Annotated in this window: 11 protein-coding genes and 2 riboswitches; of the genes, 4 read left to right on the top strand and 7 right to left on the bottom strand. The window is 65.8% G+C overall.

The features are described from left to right. Positions 1-122 precede the first annotated feature (122 nt). The 4 genes from putA to R2N03_RS13450 all read left to right on the top strand — a co-directional run bounded on the left by putA (position 123) and on the right by R2N03_RS13450 (position 7,920). Positions 123-4,094 (top strand): trifunctional transcriptional regulator/proline dehydrogenase/L-glutamate gamma-semialdehyde dehydrogenase, encoded by a 3,972-nt coding sequence (gene putA / locus R2N03_RS13435; protein WP_316658142.1) that lies wholly within the window; start codon positions 123-125, stop codon positions 4,092-4,094. Between the two features lie 130 nt (positions 4,095-4,224). Beyond that, positions 4,225-5,358 (top strand): branched-chain amino acid ABC transporter substrate-binding protein, encoded by a 1,134-nt coding sequence (locus R2N03_RS13440; RefSeq protein ID WP_316658143.1) that lies wholly within the window; start codon positions 4,225-4,227, stop codon positions 5,356-5,358. 198 nt (positions 5,359-5,556) lie between these two features. Continuing rightward, the gene (locus R2N03_RS13445; protein WP_316658144.1) at positions 5,557-6,780 is read left to right on the top strand and encodes a cation:proton antiporter; all 1,224 of its coding nucleotides are present in this window, start codon (positions 5,557-5,559) and stop codon (positions 6,778-6,780) included. Positions 6,781-6,786: 6 nt separating this feature from the next. Beyond that, complete coding sequence (locus tag R2N03_RS13450) at positions 6,787-7,920, top strand: YbdK family carboxylate-amine ligase (RefSeq protein ID WP_316658145.1); 1,134 nt, start codon at positions 6,787-6,789, stop codon at positions 7,918-7,920. A 25-nt stretch (positions 7,921-7,945) separates the two neighbouring features. On the opposite strand, the gene R2N03_RS13455 is transcribed toward R2N03_RS13450, so the two are convergent. The 7 genes from R2N03_RS13455 to R2N03_RS13485 all read right to left on the bottom strand — a co-directional run bounded on the left by R2N03_RS13455 (position 7,946) and on the right by R2N03_RS13485 (position 19,046). Then, positions 7,946-10,000 (bottom strand): OPT family oligopeptide transporter, encoded by a 2,055-nt coding sequence (locus tag R2N03_RS13455; protein ID WP_316658146.1) that lies wholly within the window; start codon positions 9,998-10,000, stop codon positions 7,946-7,948. Positions 10,001-10,632: 632 nt separating this feature from the next. Beyond that, positions 10,633-12,009, bottom strand: coding sequence for an L-serine ammonia-lyase (locus R2N03_RS13460; RefSeq protein WP_316658147.1), 1,377 nt, complete (start codon positions 12,007-12,009; stop codon positions 10,633-10,635). A gap of 96 nt (positions 12,010-12,105) precedes the next feature. Then, positions 12,106-13,224, bottom strand: a complete 1,119-nt coding sequence (locus tag R2N03_RS13465) for an alginate lyase family protein (protein ID WP_316658148.1) — start codon at positions 13,222-13,224, stop codon at positions 12,106-12,108. A 158-nt stretch (positions 13,225-13,382) separates the two neighbouring features. Continuing rightward, on the bottom strand, positions 13,383-16,322 hold the full coding sequence (gcvP, locus tag R2N03_RS13470) for an aminomethyl-transferring glycine dehydrogenase (RefSeq protein WP_316658149.1): 2,940 nt from the start codon (positions 16,320-16,322) through the stop codon (positions 13,383-13,385). A gap of 67 nt (positions 16,323-16,389) precedes the next feature. Further along, positions 16,390-16,770 (bottom strand): glycine cleavage system protein GcvH, encoded by a 381-nt coding sequence (gene gcvH, locus R2N03_RS13475; RefSeq protein ID WP_045206806.1) that lies wholly within the window; start codon positions 16,768-16,770, stop codon positions 16,390-16,392. 48 nt (positions 16,771-16,818) lie between these two features. Further along, complete coding sequence (gcvT, locus tag R2N03_RS13480) at positions 16,819-17,946, bottom strand: glycine cleavage system aminomethyltransferase GcvT (RefSeq protein WP_316658150.1); 1,128 nt, start codon at positions 17,944-17,946, stop codon at positions 16,819-16,821. Positions 17,947-18,075: 129 nt separating this feature from the next. Beyond that, a riboswitch (glycine riboswitch) is annotated at positions 18,076-18,203 on the bottom strand. A gap of 12 nt (positions 18,204-18,215) precedes the next feature. Further along, positions 18,216-18,313: riboswitch (glycine riboswitch) on the bottom strand. A 406-nt stretch (positions 18,314-18,719) separates the two neighbouring features. Further along, positions 18,720-19,046 (bottom strand): hypothetical protein, encoded by a 327-nt coding sequence (locus R2N03_RS13485; RefSeq protein ID WP_316658151.1) that lies wholly within the window; start codon positions 19,044-19,046, stop codon positions 18,720-18,722. Positions 19,047-19,233 lie beyond the last annotated feature (187 nt).

Raw genomic sequence — 19,233 nt, forward strand, 5'->3', positions numbered from 1 at the left:
CCAATCTACCCATTTCGAACCAAGGGGTTTCACTAGGTTGCACCTCCAAGACCGCCGGGCGTATGATCCGCCCAATTTGCCGGCCACAAGCCAGGCAATGGCAGCTCTGGATAGGAACCCACATGGCTACAACCACCCTCGGGGTCAAGCTGGACGATGCTTCGCGTGAACGCCTCAAGCGCGTTGCGCAGTCCATTGACCGCACGCCGCACTGGCTGATCAAGCAGGCGATCTTCACGTATCTGGATCAAGTGGAGCGGGGGCAGCTGCCAACTGATGCAAACGGCCCGGTGGCGGATGGCCTCCCGTCCGCCGCCGCAGCCGTCTCGGACGTGCACGAGGGTGATGAACCTGCGGTGCAACCGTTTCTCGAATTCGCACAGAGCGTGCAACCGCAGTCGGTCTTGCGCGCTGCCATCACGGCCGCCTACCGCCGGCCCGAAACCGAAGCCATTCCGATGCTGCTGGAGCAGGCTCGCCTGCCGGGCGCGCTCGCCTCGGAAGCCAAGCAGCTCGCCCGCGATCTGGCCGGCAAGCTGCGCACGCAAAAGGTCGGCACCGGCCGCGAAGGCCTGGTGCAGGGCCTGATCCAAGAATTTTCCTTGTCGAGCCAGGAAGGCGTGGCGCTGATGTGCCTGGCCGAGGCACTGCTGCGCATTCCCGACAAGGCCACGCGCGACGCGCTCATCCGCGACAAGATCAGCAACGGCAACTGGTATTCGCATGTCGGCCAGAGCCCGTCGCTGTTCGTGAACGCTGCCACCTGGGGCCTGCTGCTCACGGGCAAGCTGGTTGCCACGCACAACGAAGCAGGGTTGTCGAAGGCGCTCACGCGCATCATCGGGAAGAGCGGTGAGCCGCTCATCCGCAAGGGCGTGGACATGGCGATGCGCCTGATGGGCGAGCAGTTCGTCACCGGCGAAACCATTTCCGAAGCGCTGGCCAACGCGCGCAAGTTCGAGGCCGAGGGCTTCCGCTATTCCTACGACATGCTCGGCGAGGCCGCGATGACGGAGGAAGACGCCCAGCGCTATCTCGCGTCGTACGAGCAGGCCATCCGCGCGATCGGGCAGGCTTCGGGCGGGCGCGGCATCTACGAAGGGCCGGGCATCTCGATCAAGCTGTCGGCGCTGCATCCGCGCTACAGCCGCGCGCAGTACGACCGCACGATCAACGAGCTGTATCCGCGCGTGAAGGCGCTGGCGATGCTGGCGCGTGAATACGACATCGGCATCAACATCGATGCGGAAGAAGCCGACCGCCTGGAGCTGTCGCTCGATCTGCTGGAGCGCCTGTGCTTTGCGCCTGAGCTTGCCGGCTGGAACGGCATCGGCTTCGTGGTGCAGGGCTATCAGAAGCGCTGCCCGTTCGTGCTGGACTACATCATCGATCTGGCCCGCCGCAGCAAGCACCGCCTGATGATCCGCCTGGTGAAGGGCGCGTACTGGGACAGCGAGGTCAAGCGCGCCCAGGTCGACGGCCTGGAGGGCTATCCGGTCTACACGCGCAAGGTCTACACCGACGTGTCGTACCTGGCCTGCGCCCGCAAGCTGCTGGCCGCGCCGGAAGCGATCTTCCCGCAGTTCGCCACGCACAATGCACACACACTGGCGGCCATTTATCACATGGCCGGCCAGAACTATTACCCCGGCCAATACGAATTCCAGTGCCTGCACGGCATGGGCGAACCGCTGTACGAACAGGTCGTGGGCAACAAGCCGGGCAAGCTGAACCGCCCGTGCCGCATCTACGCGCCGGTCGGCACGCACGAAACGCTGCTGGCCTACCTCGTGCGCCGCCTGCTGGAAAACGGCGCCAATACCTCGTTCGTGAACCGCATTGCGGACGAGTCGATTCCGCTGGACGACCTCGTCGCCGATCCGGTGGCGGTGGTGGAAAAGATGCACGCCGATGAAGGGACGCTCGGCCTGCCGCATCCGAAGATTCCGCTGCCGCGCCACCTCTACGGTGACGTGCGCGCCAACTCGTCGGGCATCGACCTGGCGAACGAGCAGCGCCTGGCGTCGTTGTCGTCCGCTCTTCTTGCGGGCACGAGCACGGTCTGGAACGCCGAGCCGACCATTGGCGATGCGCCTTACGCAGGCGGCACACCGCAACCGGTGCGCAATCCGTCGGACCTGCGCGATATCGTCGGCCATGTGACGGAAGCCACCGAAGCCGACGTGGATGCCGCCCTGTCGGCCGCCGCCGCCGCCGCCCCGATCTGGCAAGCCACGCCGCCGGAAGCGCGCGCCGCGTTGCTCGATCGCGCCGCCGACCTGATGGAAGGCGAGATGCAGCACCTGATGGGGCTGATCATCCGCGAGGCGGGCAAGACGCTGTCCAACGCGATTGCCGAAGTGCGCGAGGCAGTCGACTTTCTGCGTTACTACGCGGCGCAGGTGCGCGGTGGGTTCTCCAACGACACGCACCGCCCGTTGGGCCCCGTGGTCTGCATCAGCCCGTGGAACTTCCCGCTGGCGATCTTCACCGGCCAGGTCAGCGCCGCGCTGGCCGCCGGCAACCCGGTGTTGGCCAAGCCCGCTGAACAGACCCCGTTGATTGCGGCCCAGGCTGTGCGCATTCTGCGCGAAGCCGGCGTGCCGGCCGGTGCCGTGCAACTGCTGCCGGGCCGCGGCGAGACCGTCGGCGCCGCGCTGGTGAAGGACACGCGCACCAAGGGCGTGATGTTCACCGGCTCGACCGAAGTCGCGCGCATTCTGCAGCGCACGCTGGCCGGCCGCCTGGATGCCAACGGCGCGCCGATCCCCCTGATTGCCGAGACTGGCGGTCAGAACGCGATGATTGTCGATTCGTCCGCGCTGGCCGAGCAGGTGGTGGCGGATGTGCTGTCGTCTGCGTTTGATTCGGCAGGCCAGCGTTGCTCGGCGCTGCGCGTGCTGTGCCTGCAGGATGACGTTGCCGACCGCGTGCTCGCGATGCTCAAGGGCGGCATGGCCGAGCTGGCAATGGGCAATCCGGATCGCCTTGCCACGGACGTTGGCCCGGTGATCGACGCCGAAGCCCGCGACAACATCGTCGGCCACATCGAAGCGATGCGCGCCAAGGGCCGCCGCGTGCATCAGGCGCCTGTGCCGGCTGCATGCGCGCACGGTACCTTCGTGCCGCCGACGGTGATCGAACTCGACAGCCTGTCGGACCTGACGCGCGAGATCTTCGGCCCCGTGCTGCACGTGGTTCGCTGGAAACGCACGGCAGACAACGCCGGCCTGACCAAGCTGATCGAGCAGATCAACGGCACGGGCTACGGCCTGACGCTGGGCATCCACACGCGCATCGACGAGACCATCGCGCACGTGGTGGACCGCGCGCACGTCGGCAACCTGTATGTGAACCGCAATATCGTCGGCGCGGTGGTGGGCGTGCAGCCGTTCGGCGGCGAAGGCCTGTCGGGCACGGGCCCGAAGGCTGGCGGCCCGCTGTATCTGCTGCGTTTGCTCTCGACGTGCCCGCAGGACGGCATGCGCACCGCGCTGCAACTGACCGCAGGTGCCGGTACGGACATCGATACCGATGCGCGCCGCGCGCTGCTGGCGCCATTCGATGCACTGACGGACTGGGCGCGCAAGCAGGCGCCTGAGCTGGCATCGCTGTGCGAACGCCTGGCTGCGGCGTCTGCCACGGGCGCCACGGCCACGCTGCCGGGCCCGACGGGCGAGCGCAACACCTACACGCTGCTGCCGCGCGAAGCGGTGCTGTGCGTGGCGGCCGATCCGGCGGACTGGCTGCGCCAGTTGGCGGCGATTCTGGCCGTTGGCAGCGTGGCCGTTGTGCAGGAAAACCCTGCCATCGAAGCGGTACTTCGGGGCCTGCCGGCGGCAGTACAATCGCGCGTCCGCGTGGTCGGGTCGACCGACGAAGCGGCGTTTGATGCGGTGCTGCACCACGGCGATTCGGACCATCTGCGCGCCATCTGCGAAGGACTGGCACGACGTGCCGGCCCGATCGTGGGCGTGCAAGGCCTGCCGCATGGCGGGGAGGGGCTGGCGCTGGAGCGCCTGCTGATCGAGCGTTCGCTGTCGGTCAATACGGCCGCGGCGGGTGGCAACGCCAGCCTGATGACCATCGGCTGACGGGGAGCACGAGCAGGATTCGCAGCGCCATCCGCACGACGGGTGCGGATGGAGCGCGAAGCGGGAGGAGGGCGACGGTGATCCCGTCGCGCTATTGATCCAAATTGCGTTTGAACTAGGAGACGCACAAATGAAATTGAAGCAACTGTGTCTGGCCGCCGCCCTGTGCGCGCTGGCGGGTGGGGCATCGGCCCAGGAAGTCATCAAGCTGGGCTACGCCGGCCCGATGACCGGTCCTCAAGCCCAGTACGGCAAGGACATGCAGAACGGCCTGACGCTGGCGGTCGAGGAGTTCAACGCCACGCATCCGAAGATCGCCGGCAAGGAAGTCAAGTTCCAGCTGATCTCGGAAGACGACCAAGCTGACCCGAAGACCGGCACCACCGTCGCACAGAAGCTTGTGGACAGCGGCATCAAGGGCATGCTGGGCCACTTCAACTCGGGTACGACCATCCCGGCCTCGCGCATTTACAACAACGCGGGCATCGCAGAAATCGCGATGGCAACGGCACCGGAATACACCAAGCAAGGCTACAAGACGACGTTCCGCATGATGACCTCCGACACCCAGCAGGGTTCGGTGGTCGGCACGTACGCCGTCAAGAAGCTGGGCTACAAGAACATCGCCATCGTTGATGACCGCACGGCTTACGGCCAAGGTCTGGCAGACGAATTCGAGAAGGCCGCCAAGGCTGCCGGCGCCACCATCGTGCGTCGCGAGTTCACCAACGACAAGGCCAGCGACTTCAAGTCGATCCTCACGCAGATCAAGTCCAAGAAGCCTGACGCCGTGTTCTACGGCGGCGCGGAAGGCCAATCGGCTCCGCTGGTCAAGCAGATGCGCGAACTGGGCATGAAGTCGACGCTGATGTCGGGCGAAATGTCCAAGACCGACGACTTCATCAAGCTGGCTGGCGCGCAATCGGCCGAAGGCGTGGTGTGCTCGCTGGCTGGTCTGCCGCTGGAGCAGATGCCGGGCGGCGCCGCCTACAAGGCCCGCTATGAGAAGCGCTTCGGCACGCCGGTGCAGACGTACTCGCCGTACGCCTACGACGGCGCAATGGCCCTGATGCAAGCCATGGTCAAGGCCGGCTCGTCGGACCCGAGCAAGTACCTGCCGATCCTGGCCGCGACCAACATGCAAGGCGTGACCGCCAAGCACTACGCCTATGACGAGAAGGGCGACCTGAAGGACGGCGGCATCACCGTCTACAAGGTCACCGGCGGCAAGTGGGCGCCGCTGGAGAGCGTGGGCGGCAAGTAATCCGCTCGGCTTCGGCCATTCGCAGTACGAAACACCGCCCTCCGGGGCGGTTTTTCTTTGCCCGTCGCGCAGCGTCACATTCGTTGGATTGTCGTGATCTCCGAAGAAAATATTCGATCTTCAGTTAAATTGCGCGCAAAGCGATCCTATCGCGTGTCAGTGCTTGGCTGACTTTTCCGATTGGGTGCATCGGGTACCATGTCGGCCATGACAGGACTTCACGATCTCTTCCCCTCGTGGCCGCCCGCACCCAGCGGCCTGTTTTGGATCGGACTGGCGCTGGTTGGCGCGGCACTGTGCGGCGAGTTCGCGCGCGTGGCGCTGAGGCTGCCACGCATCGTGGGCTATGCGGCGGCCGGGTTGGTGGCGGGCGTGCTAGGCCGTCCGCTGATCGACGCCGACATGCTCGACCAGACCCATATCCTCATCGAAATGGCGCTCGCACTCGCGCTGTTCGAGCTCGGCCACCGGCTCTCGTTTGAGTGGCTGCGTGCCAATCGGTGGTTGCTGCTCACCAGCGGCTTCGAGAGCCTGCTGACCTGGGGACTCGTCACCTGGGCGCTGCAGTTGGCTGGCGTAGCCGCGCCGGTTGCGGTGGCCGCAGGCGCGATCGCCGTGGCCACATCGCCCACGGTGCTCCTGCAGCTGAAGAATGAACTGCGCGCTGAAGGCCAGGTGACGGAGCGGCTGCTTTCGCTGGGCGCGCTCAACAGCATCTATGCCAGCGTGCTGGTGCCGCTGACCGCCGGCTGGCTGCATAGCGAGTACGGCCACTGGGGCGCCGCCCTGATCCACCCGCTGTACCTGCTGGCCGGCTCCGTGCTTCTGGCCTGGGTGGCCGGCAAAGTCGGTCACGCGCTCTACCACCGCATGGCGGGCGATGACCACTACGCGTTTCTCGTGCTGGTGGGCCTCGTGCTGTTTTCGCTGGCGATGGCCAAGCTGCTCAAGCTCTCGGTGCCGCTCACACTGCTGCTGGCCGGGGTGGTTTTCAAGCATCAGGATGCGCACCCGCGCGTGTGGCCGTCGCATTTCGGTAGTGCGGGCAGCATCCTGATCGTCGTGATGATCGTGTCGCTCGGTCTGCCGCTCAAGGCATCGGACTGGATGATCGGCGGCCTTGCAGCTGTGGTGCTGGTGCTGGCGCGCTTTGTCGCCAAGCTGGCCGGCACAGCGGCGCTGGGTTCGTTCTCGGGATTGTCGATGCGCCAGAGCGTGGCGCTGGGCCTGGCGCTCGGGCCGATGTCGGGATTGTCATGGTTGCTGATGCACGATACGGCAGCGTTGTATCCGCAAACCGGCGGGCCGCTCGCCGCCATCATCCTCTGCACGCTGGCGATCCAGCAGATCGTCGCCCCGATCCTGACCGCGCGTTCGCTGCGTTGGGCCGGTGAGGTGCGACAAGATGAAGGGAGGCGATAGGCCAATATGTCCCTCGAACCGTTCTCGAAATCCGAAGCCCTCACGTTTGGCGTCGAGCTGGAATTGCAGCTCGTCAATCGCCATGACTACGACCTCGCCTCGGCGTCGCCCGACCTGCTGCGCATGCTCAAGGGCAAGGAATACCCCGGCGACATCAAGCCGGAGATCACCGATTCGATGATCGAGATCTCCACCGGCATCTGCCACAGCCACGATGAAGCGCTCTGGCAGTTGCGCGAGATGCGCGACCGCATGGCCGAAGCCGCCACGGCGCTGAACATCGGCATCTGCGGCGGCGGCACGCATCCGTTCCAGCAGTGGAGCCAGCGCCAGATTTCGCAATCGCCGCGCTATCAGTACATCTCGGATCTATACGGTTACCTCGCCAAGCAGTTCACGGTATTCGGCCAGCACGTGCACATTGGCTGCCCGAATCCCGACGATGCGTTGTACCTGCTGCACGCCATGTCGCGCTACGTGCCGCACTTCATTGCGCTGGCGGCGTCGTCGCCGTTCGTGCAGGGCGTGGATACGGGCTTTGCCTCCGCTCGCATGAATTCGGTCAGCGCCTTCCCGATGTCGGGCCGTGCGCCGTTCGTGCTCACGTGGGACGCCTTCATCGCGTACTTCGACAAGATGCACGCCACCGGCGTGATCGAGAGCATGAAGGACTTCTACTGGGACATTCGCCCCAAGCCCGAATTCGGCACGATCGAAGTCCGCGTGATGGACACCCCGCTGACCGTCGAACGCGCCGCCGCCATCGCCGCCTACATTCAGGCGCTGGGCCGCTGGCTGCTGCTCGATCGCCCGTTCATGCCCGTGGAAGACGATTACCTCGTCTACACCTTCAACCGCTTCCAGGCGTGCCGCTTCGGGCTGGCCGGCGAATACGTCGACCCGGCCACGGGCAACCGTGGGGCGCTGGCCGATCACATCCTGGAAACGAGCAAGGTGCTGTCGGCACACGCCGAAGCGCTGTCGTCCGAAGGCGCGCTCGACATGGTGCGGAAGGTGGTGGAGGCGCGCGATACGGATGCCGAGTGGATCCGCGCGGCGCAACGTGAAACCCGCAACCTGCACGAGACCGTGCGACGCGGATGCGGGCGTTGGACGCAGGCGGCCGCGCAGCCGGCTTGATCCTGCCGAGCCGGCGGCGCGTCGATCAGTGGGTCGGGCGCACCGCCAGCACACGCCGTGCAAACGCCCAGCACACCAAGGCGAACACGATCAGCCCGAGCCATTGCGCCGTGCCTTCAAACGACGCGCCCACGATCGCCAGCGGAGCATCCTTGCCCGTGGCCCCGATGACGGCTGCCATCAGCACGCCCACCAGGCTTTCGCCCACGATCAGGCCCGACGCCAGCAGCACGCCGTGGCGGTTCGGCACCTCGGCATAGCGCGCGTACGGCACACCGGCCGCCTGCGCGCGCTTGGCGAGAATCTTCTCGATGACCCACGCCAGCACCGCGCCCGTCACCAGCACCGTGCTGATCGTCGGCGGCAGGTAGATGCCGATGCCCACCGCCAGCACCGGCAGCCGGGCGACGCCGCCACGCTGCTTGAGCGCCCAGTCGACGGCGATCAGCAGCATGCCGATGACGATGCCCGCAATCACCATGTTCCATTCCAGCTGGTGCGTGAAGATGCCGGTGGCAATGGCCGTCATGAGCGTCGCCTGCGGTGCGGACAGCGCTTGCGCCGCGTCCATGCCGGCACGCGGCAGCGCGCCGGGAAAGCCATACGCGTTGTACAGCAGCTCCAGCACCGGTGAGATGACCGCCGCGCCCGCCACGCAGCCGATCAGCAGCGCCACCTGCTGGCGCCAGGGCGTGGCCCCGACCAGCCAGCCGGTCTTCAAGTCTTGCAGGTTGTCGTTGGAGATGGTCGCCACGGCCACCACGGCCGACGTTGTGAAAATGGCCAGCGCAATGCCCAGCTTGCTCGCTTCCGGCGAGCCCACGATGCCGTTGTCCGCGCCGATGGCCAACAGCAGCAAAGACACCAACGTGATGGCGATGATGCCGATGCCCGAAATCGGGCTCGACGACGAACCGATCAGCCCGGCCATGTAGCCGCACGCCGCTGCCACCAGGAAGCCGAACACCACCGCAAAGATCACCGCGCAGGTGATCAGCGTCCAGCGCGAGCCGGCCGACAGCATGGTCGGCGCCAGGAACGCGGCAAACGTGATCACCAGCACCACGACCATAGCCAGTGTCACCAGCAGAATCCAGCGCGGCGCCATGTCCTGCTCGGTACGCAGCGCGCCATCGGCTTTCGGGCGCAAGCTACCGAACGAGCGCTTCACGCCGTGCACCACCGGGCCGATCAGCGTGCCCAGCGTCCACACGGCCGCCACTGCAATCACGCCGGCACCGATAAAGCGCACCTGCGTGCGCCACACATCCGTGCCGAACGCCGAGAGCGCCTTGCCCGCCGGCAGCGGCGTGACGGACGTCAGATACGGCACGGCGATACCCCAGGCGATCACCAGGCCCACCAGCATGGCCAGCCCGGCCACCAGCCCGATCAGGTAGCCCGCGCCCAGCAGTGCCGTTGAAAAGCCCAGCGGCAAGCGCACCACTGCGGCCCCCGCCGCGAACCACCAGCTTGCCCCTTCGCCCAGCAGGCGCAGGCCGCTGGTCGCAAACGCCACGATGGCCGCGACAATGCCGCCCGCGGCCAGGTCGCGCATGCCGGTGGCGGCCGGCACCGCCTCGTCATCGGCCGCGTCCTCACCGTCCGCCGACTGGCCGCTACCCACACGTAGAATTTCCGCTGCCGCCACGCCTTCGGGATAGGGCAGGTCACTCTGCACCACCATGGCGTGGCGCAGCGGGATCGTGAACACCACGCCCAGCATGCCGCCCGCCATGCAGACCCCAAACGTTTGCCAGAACGGGAAACCTTGCCAGTGCCCAATCATCACCAGGCCGGGCAGGATGAAGATGATGGAAGACAGCGTCCCGGCCGCGGACGCCTGTGTCTGCACCATGTTGTTCTCAAGGATGTTCGTGCCGCCGAGCATGCGCAGCACCGCCATCGAAATGACCGCTGCCGGAATCGCCGATGAGAACGTCAGGCCGACCTTCAGGCCGAGGTACACGTTGGAAGCGGTAAAAATTACGGTGATGATGGCACCGAGGATCATGCCGCGTAGCGTCAGCTCCGGCAGGGTCGCCGCCGGAATGTGCTTGGGAGGATGGAGGGATTGCATCCTGCGGGTCTCCAAAGAGGGTTCTTGTGGCGCGGATTATAGGAGTGGATGGGGGCGGGGGCTTGTGGGCTTTTTTGGGGTGTCCTCTAGATTTGTTGTTTGTGGTGCATCCCTTGTTTCATCCCCTGCCGGGGCTGACTCACTTTCTTTGGTCTTGCCCAAAGAAAGTAAGCAAAGAAATGCGCGCCCGAGATGGCGAAAGACTCCTTCAATTTCCGTAACCGGGCGGAGGCGGGGAAAACTCGCTGCGCTCAGACAGTTCCCCGCCTTTTTTCCGCCCGCTTACGAAAATTGAAGGCGCCATCCAGGGCAGGAACGGCCAAACCCTCGGTATGCCGGTGCAAACGAAAAAGCGAGCCTTGGTGGCTCGCTTTGTGTTCGACGGTTTGCTTTTCCTTGCCCTAGATGGCGCCTTGGATTTTTGTTGCGGGGAGGAAAAAGGAAGGAGCCTTGTCTGAGCGCAGCGAGTTTGGCTCCTTCCCCTCCCCGCGACACAAATCCAAGGGGAAGTCGCCATCTCGGGCGCGCCTCTCTTTTGCTTACTTTTCTTTGGCAAGACAAAGAAAAGTGAGTCGGTCCCGGCAGGGAACGAAAGGGGGATGGACCACCAACGCAAAAATCCAAACCAAAAATCAACACTCCACAATATTCACCGCCAACCCACCCCGCGCCGTCTCCTTGTACTTCGTCTTCATATCCGCGCCAGTCTCGCGCATCGTCTTGATGACCGAATCCAGCGAAACATAATGCGTGCCATCCCCACGCAACGCCATGCGCGCAGCATTCACCGCCTTCACCGACGCCATCGCATTGCGCTCGATACACGGAATCTGCACCAGCCCGCCAACCGGGTCGCATGTCAGCCCCAGGTTGTGCTCCATGCCGATCTCCGCAGCGTTTTCGACTTGCGCAGGCGTGCCGCCCAGCACGGCCGCCAGCGCGCCCGCCGCCATCGAACACGCCACACCGACTTCGCCCTGGCACCCGACTTCTGCGCCCGAGATTGACGCGTTCATCTTGTAAAGCATGCCGATCGCGCCGGCGGTGAGCAGGAAATCCACCACGCCGTTGTCGTTCGCGCCGGGGACGAACCGGTCGTAGTAATGCATCACCGCCGGGATGATCCCCGCTGCGCCGTTGGTCGGTGCCGTGACAACGCGCCCACCCGCGGCGTTCTCTTCGTTGACGGCAATCGCATACAGATTCACCCAGTCGATGACCGACAGCGGGTCGGACAGTGTGCGTTCGGCCTGCACCGTAAGCCGTGAATACAACTCCGCCGCGCGGCGACGCACGTGGAACGGCCCCGGCAGCTCGCCTTCCGTGCGGCAACCGCGCGCCACGCACGCCTGCATCACGTGCCAGATGTTGAGCAGACCAGCACGCACTTCGGCCTCGGTGCGCCACGTCAGTTCGTTTTCGAGCATCAGCCGGGCGATGGATTTGCCCGTCGATTCGCACATCGCCAGCAGCTCTTTGCCGCTGCGGAACGGATGCGGCAACTGGTCGTGCGCCGCCAGCACCTGGGTGTTGGGTGCACCAGCCGTGACGACAAAGCCACCGCCCACCGACAGGTAGCGCGCCTCGCGTAGCCGTTCTCCGGCCGCATCGAAAGCGTGGAACTTCATGCCGTTCGGATGCTCGGCCATCGCCTCGCGCCGGTAGAAGGCGATGTGTTCCTTCTCGGTAAAGCGCATCGCGTGACGGCCCAGCAGCGACAGCGACTGCGATGCACGCAGCTCCGCCAGCTTGGCTTCGATGGTGTCGGGGTCGATGGTGTCGGGTGCCTCGCCCATCAGGCCGAGGATGACGCCGCGGTCCGTACCGTGGCCTTTGCCGGTGGCGCCGAGCGAGCCGTACAGCTCGACACGCACGCTGGCGACTTGCGACATCAGCCCATCGGCTTCGAGGCCGGAGGCGAACATGAGCGCGGCGCGCATCGGCCCGACGGTGTGCGAGCTGGACGGGCCAATGCCGATCTTGAAGAGGTCGAAAACAGAAACAGCCATGGGGTAGGGCTCCGGGGGCGTTAAAGGGTGCAAGCCGGCTTGTGGCCGCTTGCGCCAAGTTGTTGTCCGCGCGCTGTCAATGCAGCGCCTCGCCAATCAACGGGCCGCGCACAGCGCCAGCCAATCGGGCGCTGTCGCAGTCAGACGCGCGGCGAGCGGGCGGTAGTTCGGGTCCAATCGTGCGGTCTGCCAGTAGAGCGTGCCCGCGCTCTTCGGCTCCCAGGGGCCCGAGAAACCGGGCAAGCCGGCATCCGCGCGCGTCTTGTCGAAGGGAACGCGCGAGTGGACGTATTCGTCGTGTGTGCGGCTGCCATCCGCGTATGGCGTGAGCCAGTCGATGGCAGCGGCCAGCGTGGCGCCGTTGCTCGCGCGCTCGCGCAGCCAGTTCTGGCCGAACGGCTGCACCGCAATCGCCGCCATTGTCAGCGGCTCCAGGTCGTAGACGACGTAGTGCAGCGCATCGCGGTCTTCAAAGTCTTCCACCGAACCGTCGGGGCGCACATTGTTGGCAAGCTGCCGCAGGAACAGGCGATGCACCTGCGCGATCAGCGCGTGGTCACCCAATGCGGCGGCGGACATCGCCATCAGCTTGATGCGATGGCTTTGCCAGTTGTTGATCCAGGTGTGGGCCAGCGGCGGCCGGGCAGCGTCCGTGCGCGCGATGTAGCCTTCGGCCAACGTGCGCAGGAAGCGCTGCGTTTCGTTGCGCGTGCTCGGCGTGAGACCGTCTCGGGCCAGCGTATAGGCCTGGATCAGCGCGTCGAACTTGGTTTCGTCGATCGGGTTGAAGCTGGGCACGTAGGTGCCCGCCCATGCGTGCAGGAAGGTATCGACCTGCTCGGCGAAGCGCCGGTCCCCGGTCAGCCGCCAGGCCAATGCGGCGTCCCGCACGAGCGGGAAATCGCGGGCGGCCACCACCGATTCATCATAGATGCCCTGGTGCGGCAGGGTGCCTTCGGTGTGCAGGCGCGGGAGCGGGTGCGGCGTCTGCGTCAGATGCCGTGTTGCACGCGCCATGAGCTTGACGGCTGCCGGATCACTCGATAGTGCCGGCGAAACGTCGCACCAGTCGTGAGCCGCAGGAGCCTGCGTATGCGTGCCGGCATACACGGCAGCAGCGGCACCGGCTTGCGTGGGCGAGCAGGCGCCGCATGCTGAAACCGCGACGGCACACGCCAGCAGACGAAGAAGCGGGGCGCAATGGAGCATTGGCATGGAAGGCACGCGTCGGTGAGGTGAAATGCAGCCACCTTATACGGCGAGCCGCCCCAAAGCGCCAGTCCTGAAAATGGGTGACGCCGATGGCGTCCGGACACACGTGGCGCTGCGGCCGGGCAGGAGGCCCCGCCGCAACGGTGTGTGACAAGCAGGCATCAGTCCTGCGCGTACTCGCTCATCGGCACGCAGGCGCAGAACAGGTTGCGATCGCCGTAGACGTTGTCGGCACGGCCGACCGGCGGCCAGTACTTTTGCTTGCGCAGCGATGCCACCGGGTAGGCGGCCTGCTCACGCGTGTACTTGTGCGACCAGTCGTCGGCCATCACCACCGCTGCGGTGTGCGGCGCATGCTTGAGCGGGTTGTCTTCGCGGTCGAATTCGCCTGAGATCACCTTGTCGACTTCGCCACGGATGGCGATCATCGCGTCGATGAAGCGGTCGAGCTCCACCTTCGGCTCGCTTTCGGTCGGCTCGATCATCAGCGTGCCCGGCACCGGGAAGCTCATCGTCGGTGCGTGGAAGCCGAAGTCCATCAGACGCTTGGCGATGTCTTCGTTGCTGATGCCCGATTCCTTCTGCAGCGGACGGATGTCGAGAATGCACTCGTGTGCCACCAGGCCGTGCGCGCCCGTGTACAGCACCGGATAGTACGGCGCGAGACGCTTGGCCACGTAGTTGGCCGACAGGATGGCCGTCTCGGTGGCGGCGGTCAGGCCCGCGGCGCCCATCATCGCGATGTACATCCACGAGATCGGCAGGATCGACGCCGAGCCGAATGCCGCAGCCGACACGTTGCCGATGTTCTGGCTGGCGTCTTCACCCGAAGCCGCGCGGCCGGGCAGGAACGGCGCGAGGTGCGCGCCCACGGCCACCGGACCCACGCCCGGACCGCCGCCGCCGTGCGGAATGCAGAACGTCTTGTGCAGGTTCAGGTGTGAGACGTCGCCGCCGAAGTGGCCCGGTGCGGCCGTGCCGACCATGGCGTTCATGTTGGCGCCGTCCACGTACACCTGACCGCCGTGGCTGTGCACGATTTCGCAGACACGCTTCACGCCTTCCTCGAACACGCCGTGCGTGGACGGGTAGGTGATCATGATCGCCGCCAGGTTCTTGCTGTGCTCGGCGGCCTTCTTCTCAAGATCGGCCAGGTCGACGTTGCCGCGCTCATCGCACGCCACGACGACGACCTGCATGCCGGCCATCTGCGCCGATGCCGGGTTCGTGCCGTGCGCCGACGACGGGATCAGGCACACGTTGCGGTGCGCTTCGCCACGGCTGGCGTGGTAGGCGTGGATGATCAGCAGGCCAGCGTACTCACCTTGCGAGCCGGCATTCGGCTGCAGGCTCACGGCGGCGTAGCCGGTGGCTGCGCACAGCATCTGCTCGAGCTGGTCGATCATCTCGCGGTAGCCGACGGTCTGGTCGGCCGGTGCGAAGGGGTGGATGTTCGAAAACTCGGGCCACGTCACCGGCAGCATTTCTGCGGTGGCGTTGAGCTTCATCGTGCACGAGCCCAGCGGGATCATCGTGCGGTCCAGCGCAAGGTCCTTGTCGGCCAAGCTGCGCAGGTAGCGCAGCATTTCGTGCTCGGAGTGGTGTGCGTTGAACACCGGGTGCGTCAGGTACGCGCTCTGGCGCACCAGCGATGCCGGATACGCATCGGCCACGCCCGCTTCGGTCTGGTCGAAGTCCGGCGCGGCGGCGTGGGCGGCGTGCGCGAAGACTTCCCACAGCGCCACGACATCGGCGCGCGTGACCGTCTCGTCCAGCGAGATGCCCAGGCGGGTGTCGTCGATCTGGCGCAGGTTGATGCCGTGCGCCTGCGCGGCGATGTGCAGGTTGGCGGTGCGCGCGCCGGTGGCGACGGTCAGCGTGTCGAAGAAGGCGTCGGATTCCAGCGTGTAGCCGATCGCGCGCAGGCCGGCGGCCAGCGTGGCGGTCAGGCGGTGCACGCGCTGGGCGATGCGCTTCAGGCCTTGCGGGCCGTGGTAGACGGCGTACATCGATGCCATCACGCCCAGCAGCACCTGTGCGGTACAGATGTTCGAGGTGGCCTTCTCGCGGCGGATGTGCTGCTCGCGCGTCTGCAGTGCGAGACGGTAGGCCGGGTTGCCCTGCGCATCGATCGTCACGCCAACCAAGCGGCCCGGCATCGAGCGCTTGAACGCATCGCGCACGGCCATGTAACCGGCGTGCGGGCCGCCGAAGCCAAACGGCACGCCAAAGCGCTGCGTGTTGCCGATCACCACGTCGGCACCCCATTCACCCGGCGCAGCCAGCAGCGTGAGCGCCAGCAGGTCGGCGGCGGCCACGACCAGACCGCCGGCGGCGTGCACGGCATCGGTCAGCGCCTGGTACGTCGCCAGATCGCCCAGCAGCGCACCGTTGGCGCCCGGGTATTGCAGCAGCACGCCGAACGCATCGTGCTTGGCAGCGTCGGCCGCCGGGCCGGTCACCACCTGCACGCCGATCGGCTCGGCGCGCGTGCGAATGACTTCCAGCGTTTGTGGCAGCACGTCGTCGGCCACGAAGAACACGGTCGATTTCGATTTGCCGATGCGCTGCAGCAGCGTCATGGCTTCAGCGGCGGCGGTCGCTTCGTCCAGCATCGACGCATTGGCGATGTCCATGGCTGTCAGGTCGATCACCATCTGCTGGAAATTCAGCATCGCTTCCAGGCGGCCCTGCGAGATCTCTGGCTGGTACGGCGTGTAGGCCGTGTACCAGGCCGGGTTCTCGAGGATGTTGCGCAGGATGACGCCCGGCGTGTGCGTGCCGTAGTAGCCCTGGCCGATCAAGCTCTTGACCACGCGGTTCTGCCCGGCGATGCCGCGCAGCTTGGCGAGCGCCGCTTCTTCGGTCAGCGGCTGCGTGAATTCACCCAGCGGCATGCCGTCCTGGCGGCGGATGGCGGGCGGGATCACGGCGTCGATCAGCTTGGCGCGGCTATCAAAACCAAGTGCAGCAAGCATCTGCGCTTGCTCTTCCGGCGACGGGCCGATGTGGCGGTGCGCGAAGGCGTCGCACGCCTCCAGGGCGGCGAGGGTGGGGCGTTCGGCAGCAAGCGCCGAGGAAGCGGGGTGCGGAGCGTTCATGGCAAGGGCTCGAAATTCAGGCAAAGCGCCGATGTGCGGGTCAGGCACATCGGCTTCGGTGACCGGCTTAGCCGATCTTGGCGGCGTACTGCTCGGCCGACATCAGCGCGTTCACATCGTCGGCGTTGGTCGGCTTGATCTTGAACAGCCAGGCCTCGTAGGCGCCGGCGTTGACCGACTCGGGCGCGCCCGCGGCGTCGGCGTTGTTGGCGATGATCTCGCCCGAGACCGGGGCGTAGATGTCGGAGGCGGCCTTGACCGATTCGACCACGGCAATCGCCTCGTCCTTGGCGACTGCGCGACCAGCGTCCGGCAGTTCCAGGAAGACGATGTCGCCCAGCGCGTCCTGCGCGAAGTCGGTGATGCCGATGGTCAGCGTGCCGTCGGCTTCAACGCGGATCCACTCGTCGTGTTCGGTGTACTTCAGATCGGCGGGGACGTTGCTCATGAAAGGTTTCTCCGGAAGATGGGTATTGGGGGAATGCAGATTCGGTGTTCAGCTGACCAGCGCCTTGCCATTGCGCACGAACGGCAGTTTAACCACAGTCGCGGTCAACTTGCGGTCGCGAATTTCGACCTGCACGTCGGTGCCGATGGACACGTCCTTGGGCAGGCGCGCCAGTGCAATGGAGAGCGACAGGCTCGGGCTGAACGTGCCGCTGGTGATCTCGCCGTCACCGGCAGCGGTGATGACCTTCTGGTGGGCGCGCAGCACGCCGCCCTTGTCGCGCAGGATCAGGCCGACGAACTGTTCGCGCTGGCCGCCGGCTTGCAGCGCGGCCTTGCCGGTGAAGTCGCGTTCGCTTTGCAGGTCGACCGTCCAGGCGAGGCCGGCGTCGAGCGGCGACACGTGCTCGTCCATGTCCTGGCCGTAGAGGTTCATGCCGGCTTCCAGGCGCAGCGTGTCGCGCGCGCCCAGGCCTGCCGGGCGCACGCCGGCTTGCAGGAGGCGCTCCCACACGCCCGCAATCTGCGCGGCCGGCACGACCAGTTCGAAACCGTCTTCACCGGTGTAGCCGGTGCGGGCCACCATGATTTCGCCCACGTTTTCCACGGTGACGAAGCCGGCGTTGAACGGCTTGAGCGCCTCGCCCACGGCCTGCGTGCCGGGCAGCGCGGCGTAGGTCTTGGCACGCGCGTTCGGGCCCTGCACGGCCAGGATGCCCAGCGGCTCGGCGCCAGCGTTGTTGTCGGAGCGGCGCGGCGTGATGGTCACGTCGGTGCCGGCGGCCGCGTTCTGCGCGACGATCCATTCCAGGTCCGTCGGAGCGGTGCCGGCGTTGACCACCAGGCGGAACCAGTCTTCCCGGAAGAAGTAGACGATCAGGTCGTCGATCACGCCGCCCTTGGGGTTGAGCATGCAGCTGTAGAGCGCCTTGCCCGGCGTCTGCAGCTTGTCGACGTTGTTGGCGAGCAGCCCACGCAGGAAGTCGCGCACGCGCGCGCCGGTGAGGTCGACCACGCACATGTGCGAGACGTCGAAGATGCCGGCATCTTGGCGCACGGCGTGGTGCTCTTCGATTTGGGAGCCGTAGTTGACGGGCATGTCCCAGCCGCCAAAGTCGACCATGCGGGCGCCCAGCGAGCGGTGGATGGCATTGAGCGGCGTGTGTTGGAGCGTCATGGAATCTCTCGGCTGAGCGCGCCGCCGCGGCTTGGGCGCGGCGCATGGATCGGGAACCAGAAAAGCAAAAAGGCCACCCGCGCAGCCTGATCCCTCATGGTGACGCCATGAAGATCAACAAGCTGCGCAGATGGCCCCTCTGTCCTTGGTACCTGAGAGATTGCGAAGCGGGGCGCATAGCGGTGCGCGCCGTTCGTGAGCCCCTTCGGTGGGCGCCCGCAGTGGTCGTGCGGCGCCAGCTCTCCAGAGTGCGGTCGGACGCATGTCCGCCGATCCGCCCGGTCCTGGATGCCTGAGAGTTTTCGGGTGCTACCCCTTCGGCGGCGCCTTGCCGTATACGGCGGGCACGCTCTCCCGGATGGATGGCGCGAATGTACGGAAGGGGGATGGGATTGTCAATTGGGGGGGGATTCGACGGTTTTTGAGAGGAGGGCCGGTTTTATGCTTTGGGTCCATCCCCCCTTTCGTTCCCTGCCGGGACCGACTCACTTTTCTTTGTCTTGCCAAAGAAAAGTAAGCAAAAGAAAGGCGCGCCCGAGATGGCGAAAGCCTCCTTGAATTTTCGTAAGCGGGCGGAAAAAAGGCGGGGAACTGTCTGAGCGCAGCGAGTTTTCCCCGCCTCCGCCCGGTTACGAAAATTCAAGGCGCCATCAAGGGCAGGTACGTCAAAGGCCAAATGCCAAAGACAACGGCCACACCCTCGGGGCGCTGGCGGGATCGCCAAGCTCCAAGGGTGTGGCCGGAGTGCGGGTGTTGGCGGGTGGTGCTCTGGCTTACTTGCCGATCTGGCGGCTGACCTGGTTTTCCTGCTGGTTCAGCGTCCGCTGCTCCTGCTTGGTGATGCCGCCGCCATTCTGAGCCGCCATGTCGCGCTCTTCCTGGCGAATCTGGTGGTCTTCCCGGTGCAGCTGGCGCGCCTGGCCCTTGGTGATCTCGCCTTCCTTCACTTCGTTGTGGATGCGCCTGTTCTGGTTGGCAAGGCGGTGGTTGACCTCGGCGCGGCGCGGGTGGTCCTTTTGCCACTGCGTTTGGGCGAAGGCGCCGGTGGTGGCAGACAGGGCGACGGCGCTGATGGCGAGGGCTTTGACGATGCGATTCATGGTGCTTCCTCCGGTGGGCGGCCGACCGATTCAGCCGCTGTCCCATCCATAACGGCGTGTCGCAGCGCTTCGCTTACGGGCTTCGTGTAACGAGGCGTAAGCGGTGTAACCCGGCTGGGCAAAAAGGGGGGGTATGTGCCCTGCAGATCGCCCAATCGGTTCATATCGCGCGTGCTACCATCACCTC

The sequence above is a fragment of the Ralstonia condita genome (assembly GCF_958405655.1).
In the GTDB taxonomy this organism is placed as follows: domain Bacteria; phylum Pseudomonadota; class Gammaproteobacteria; order Burkholderiales; family Burkholderiaceae; genus Ralstonia; species Ralstonia condita.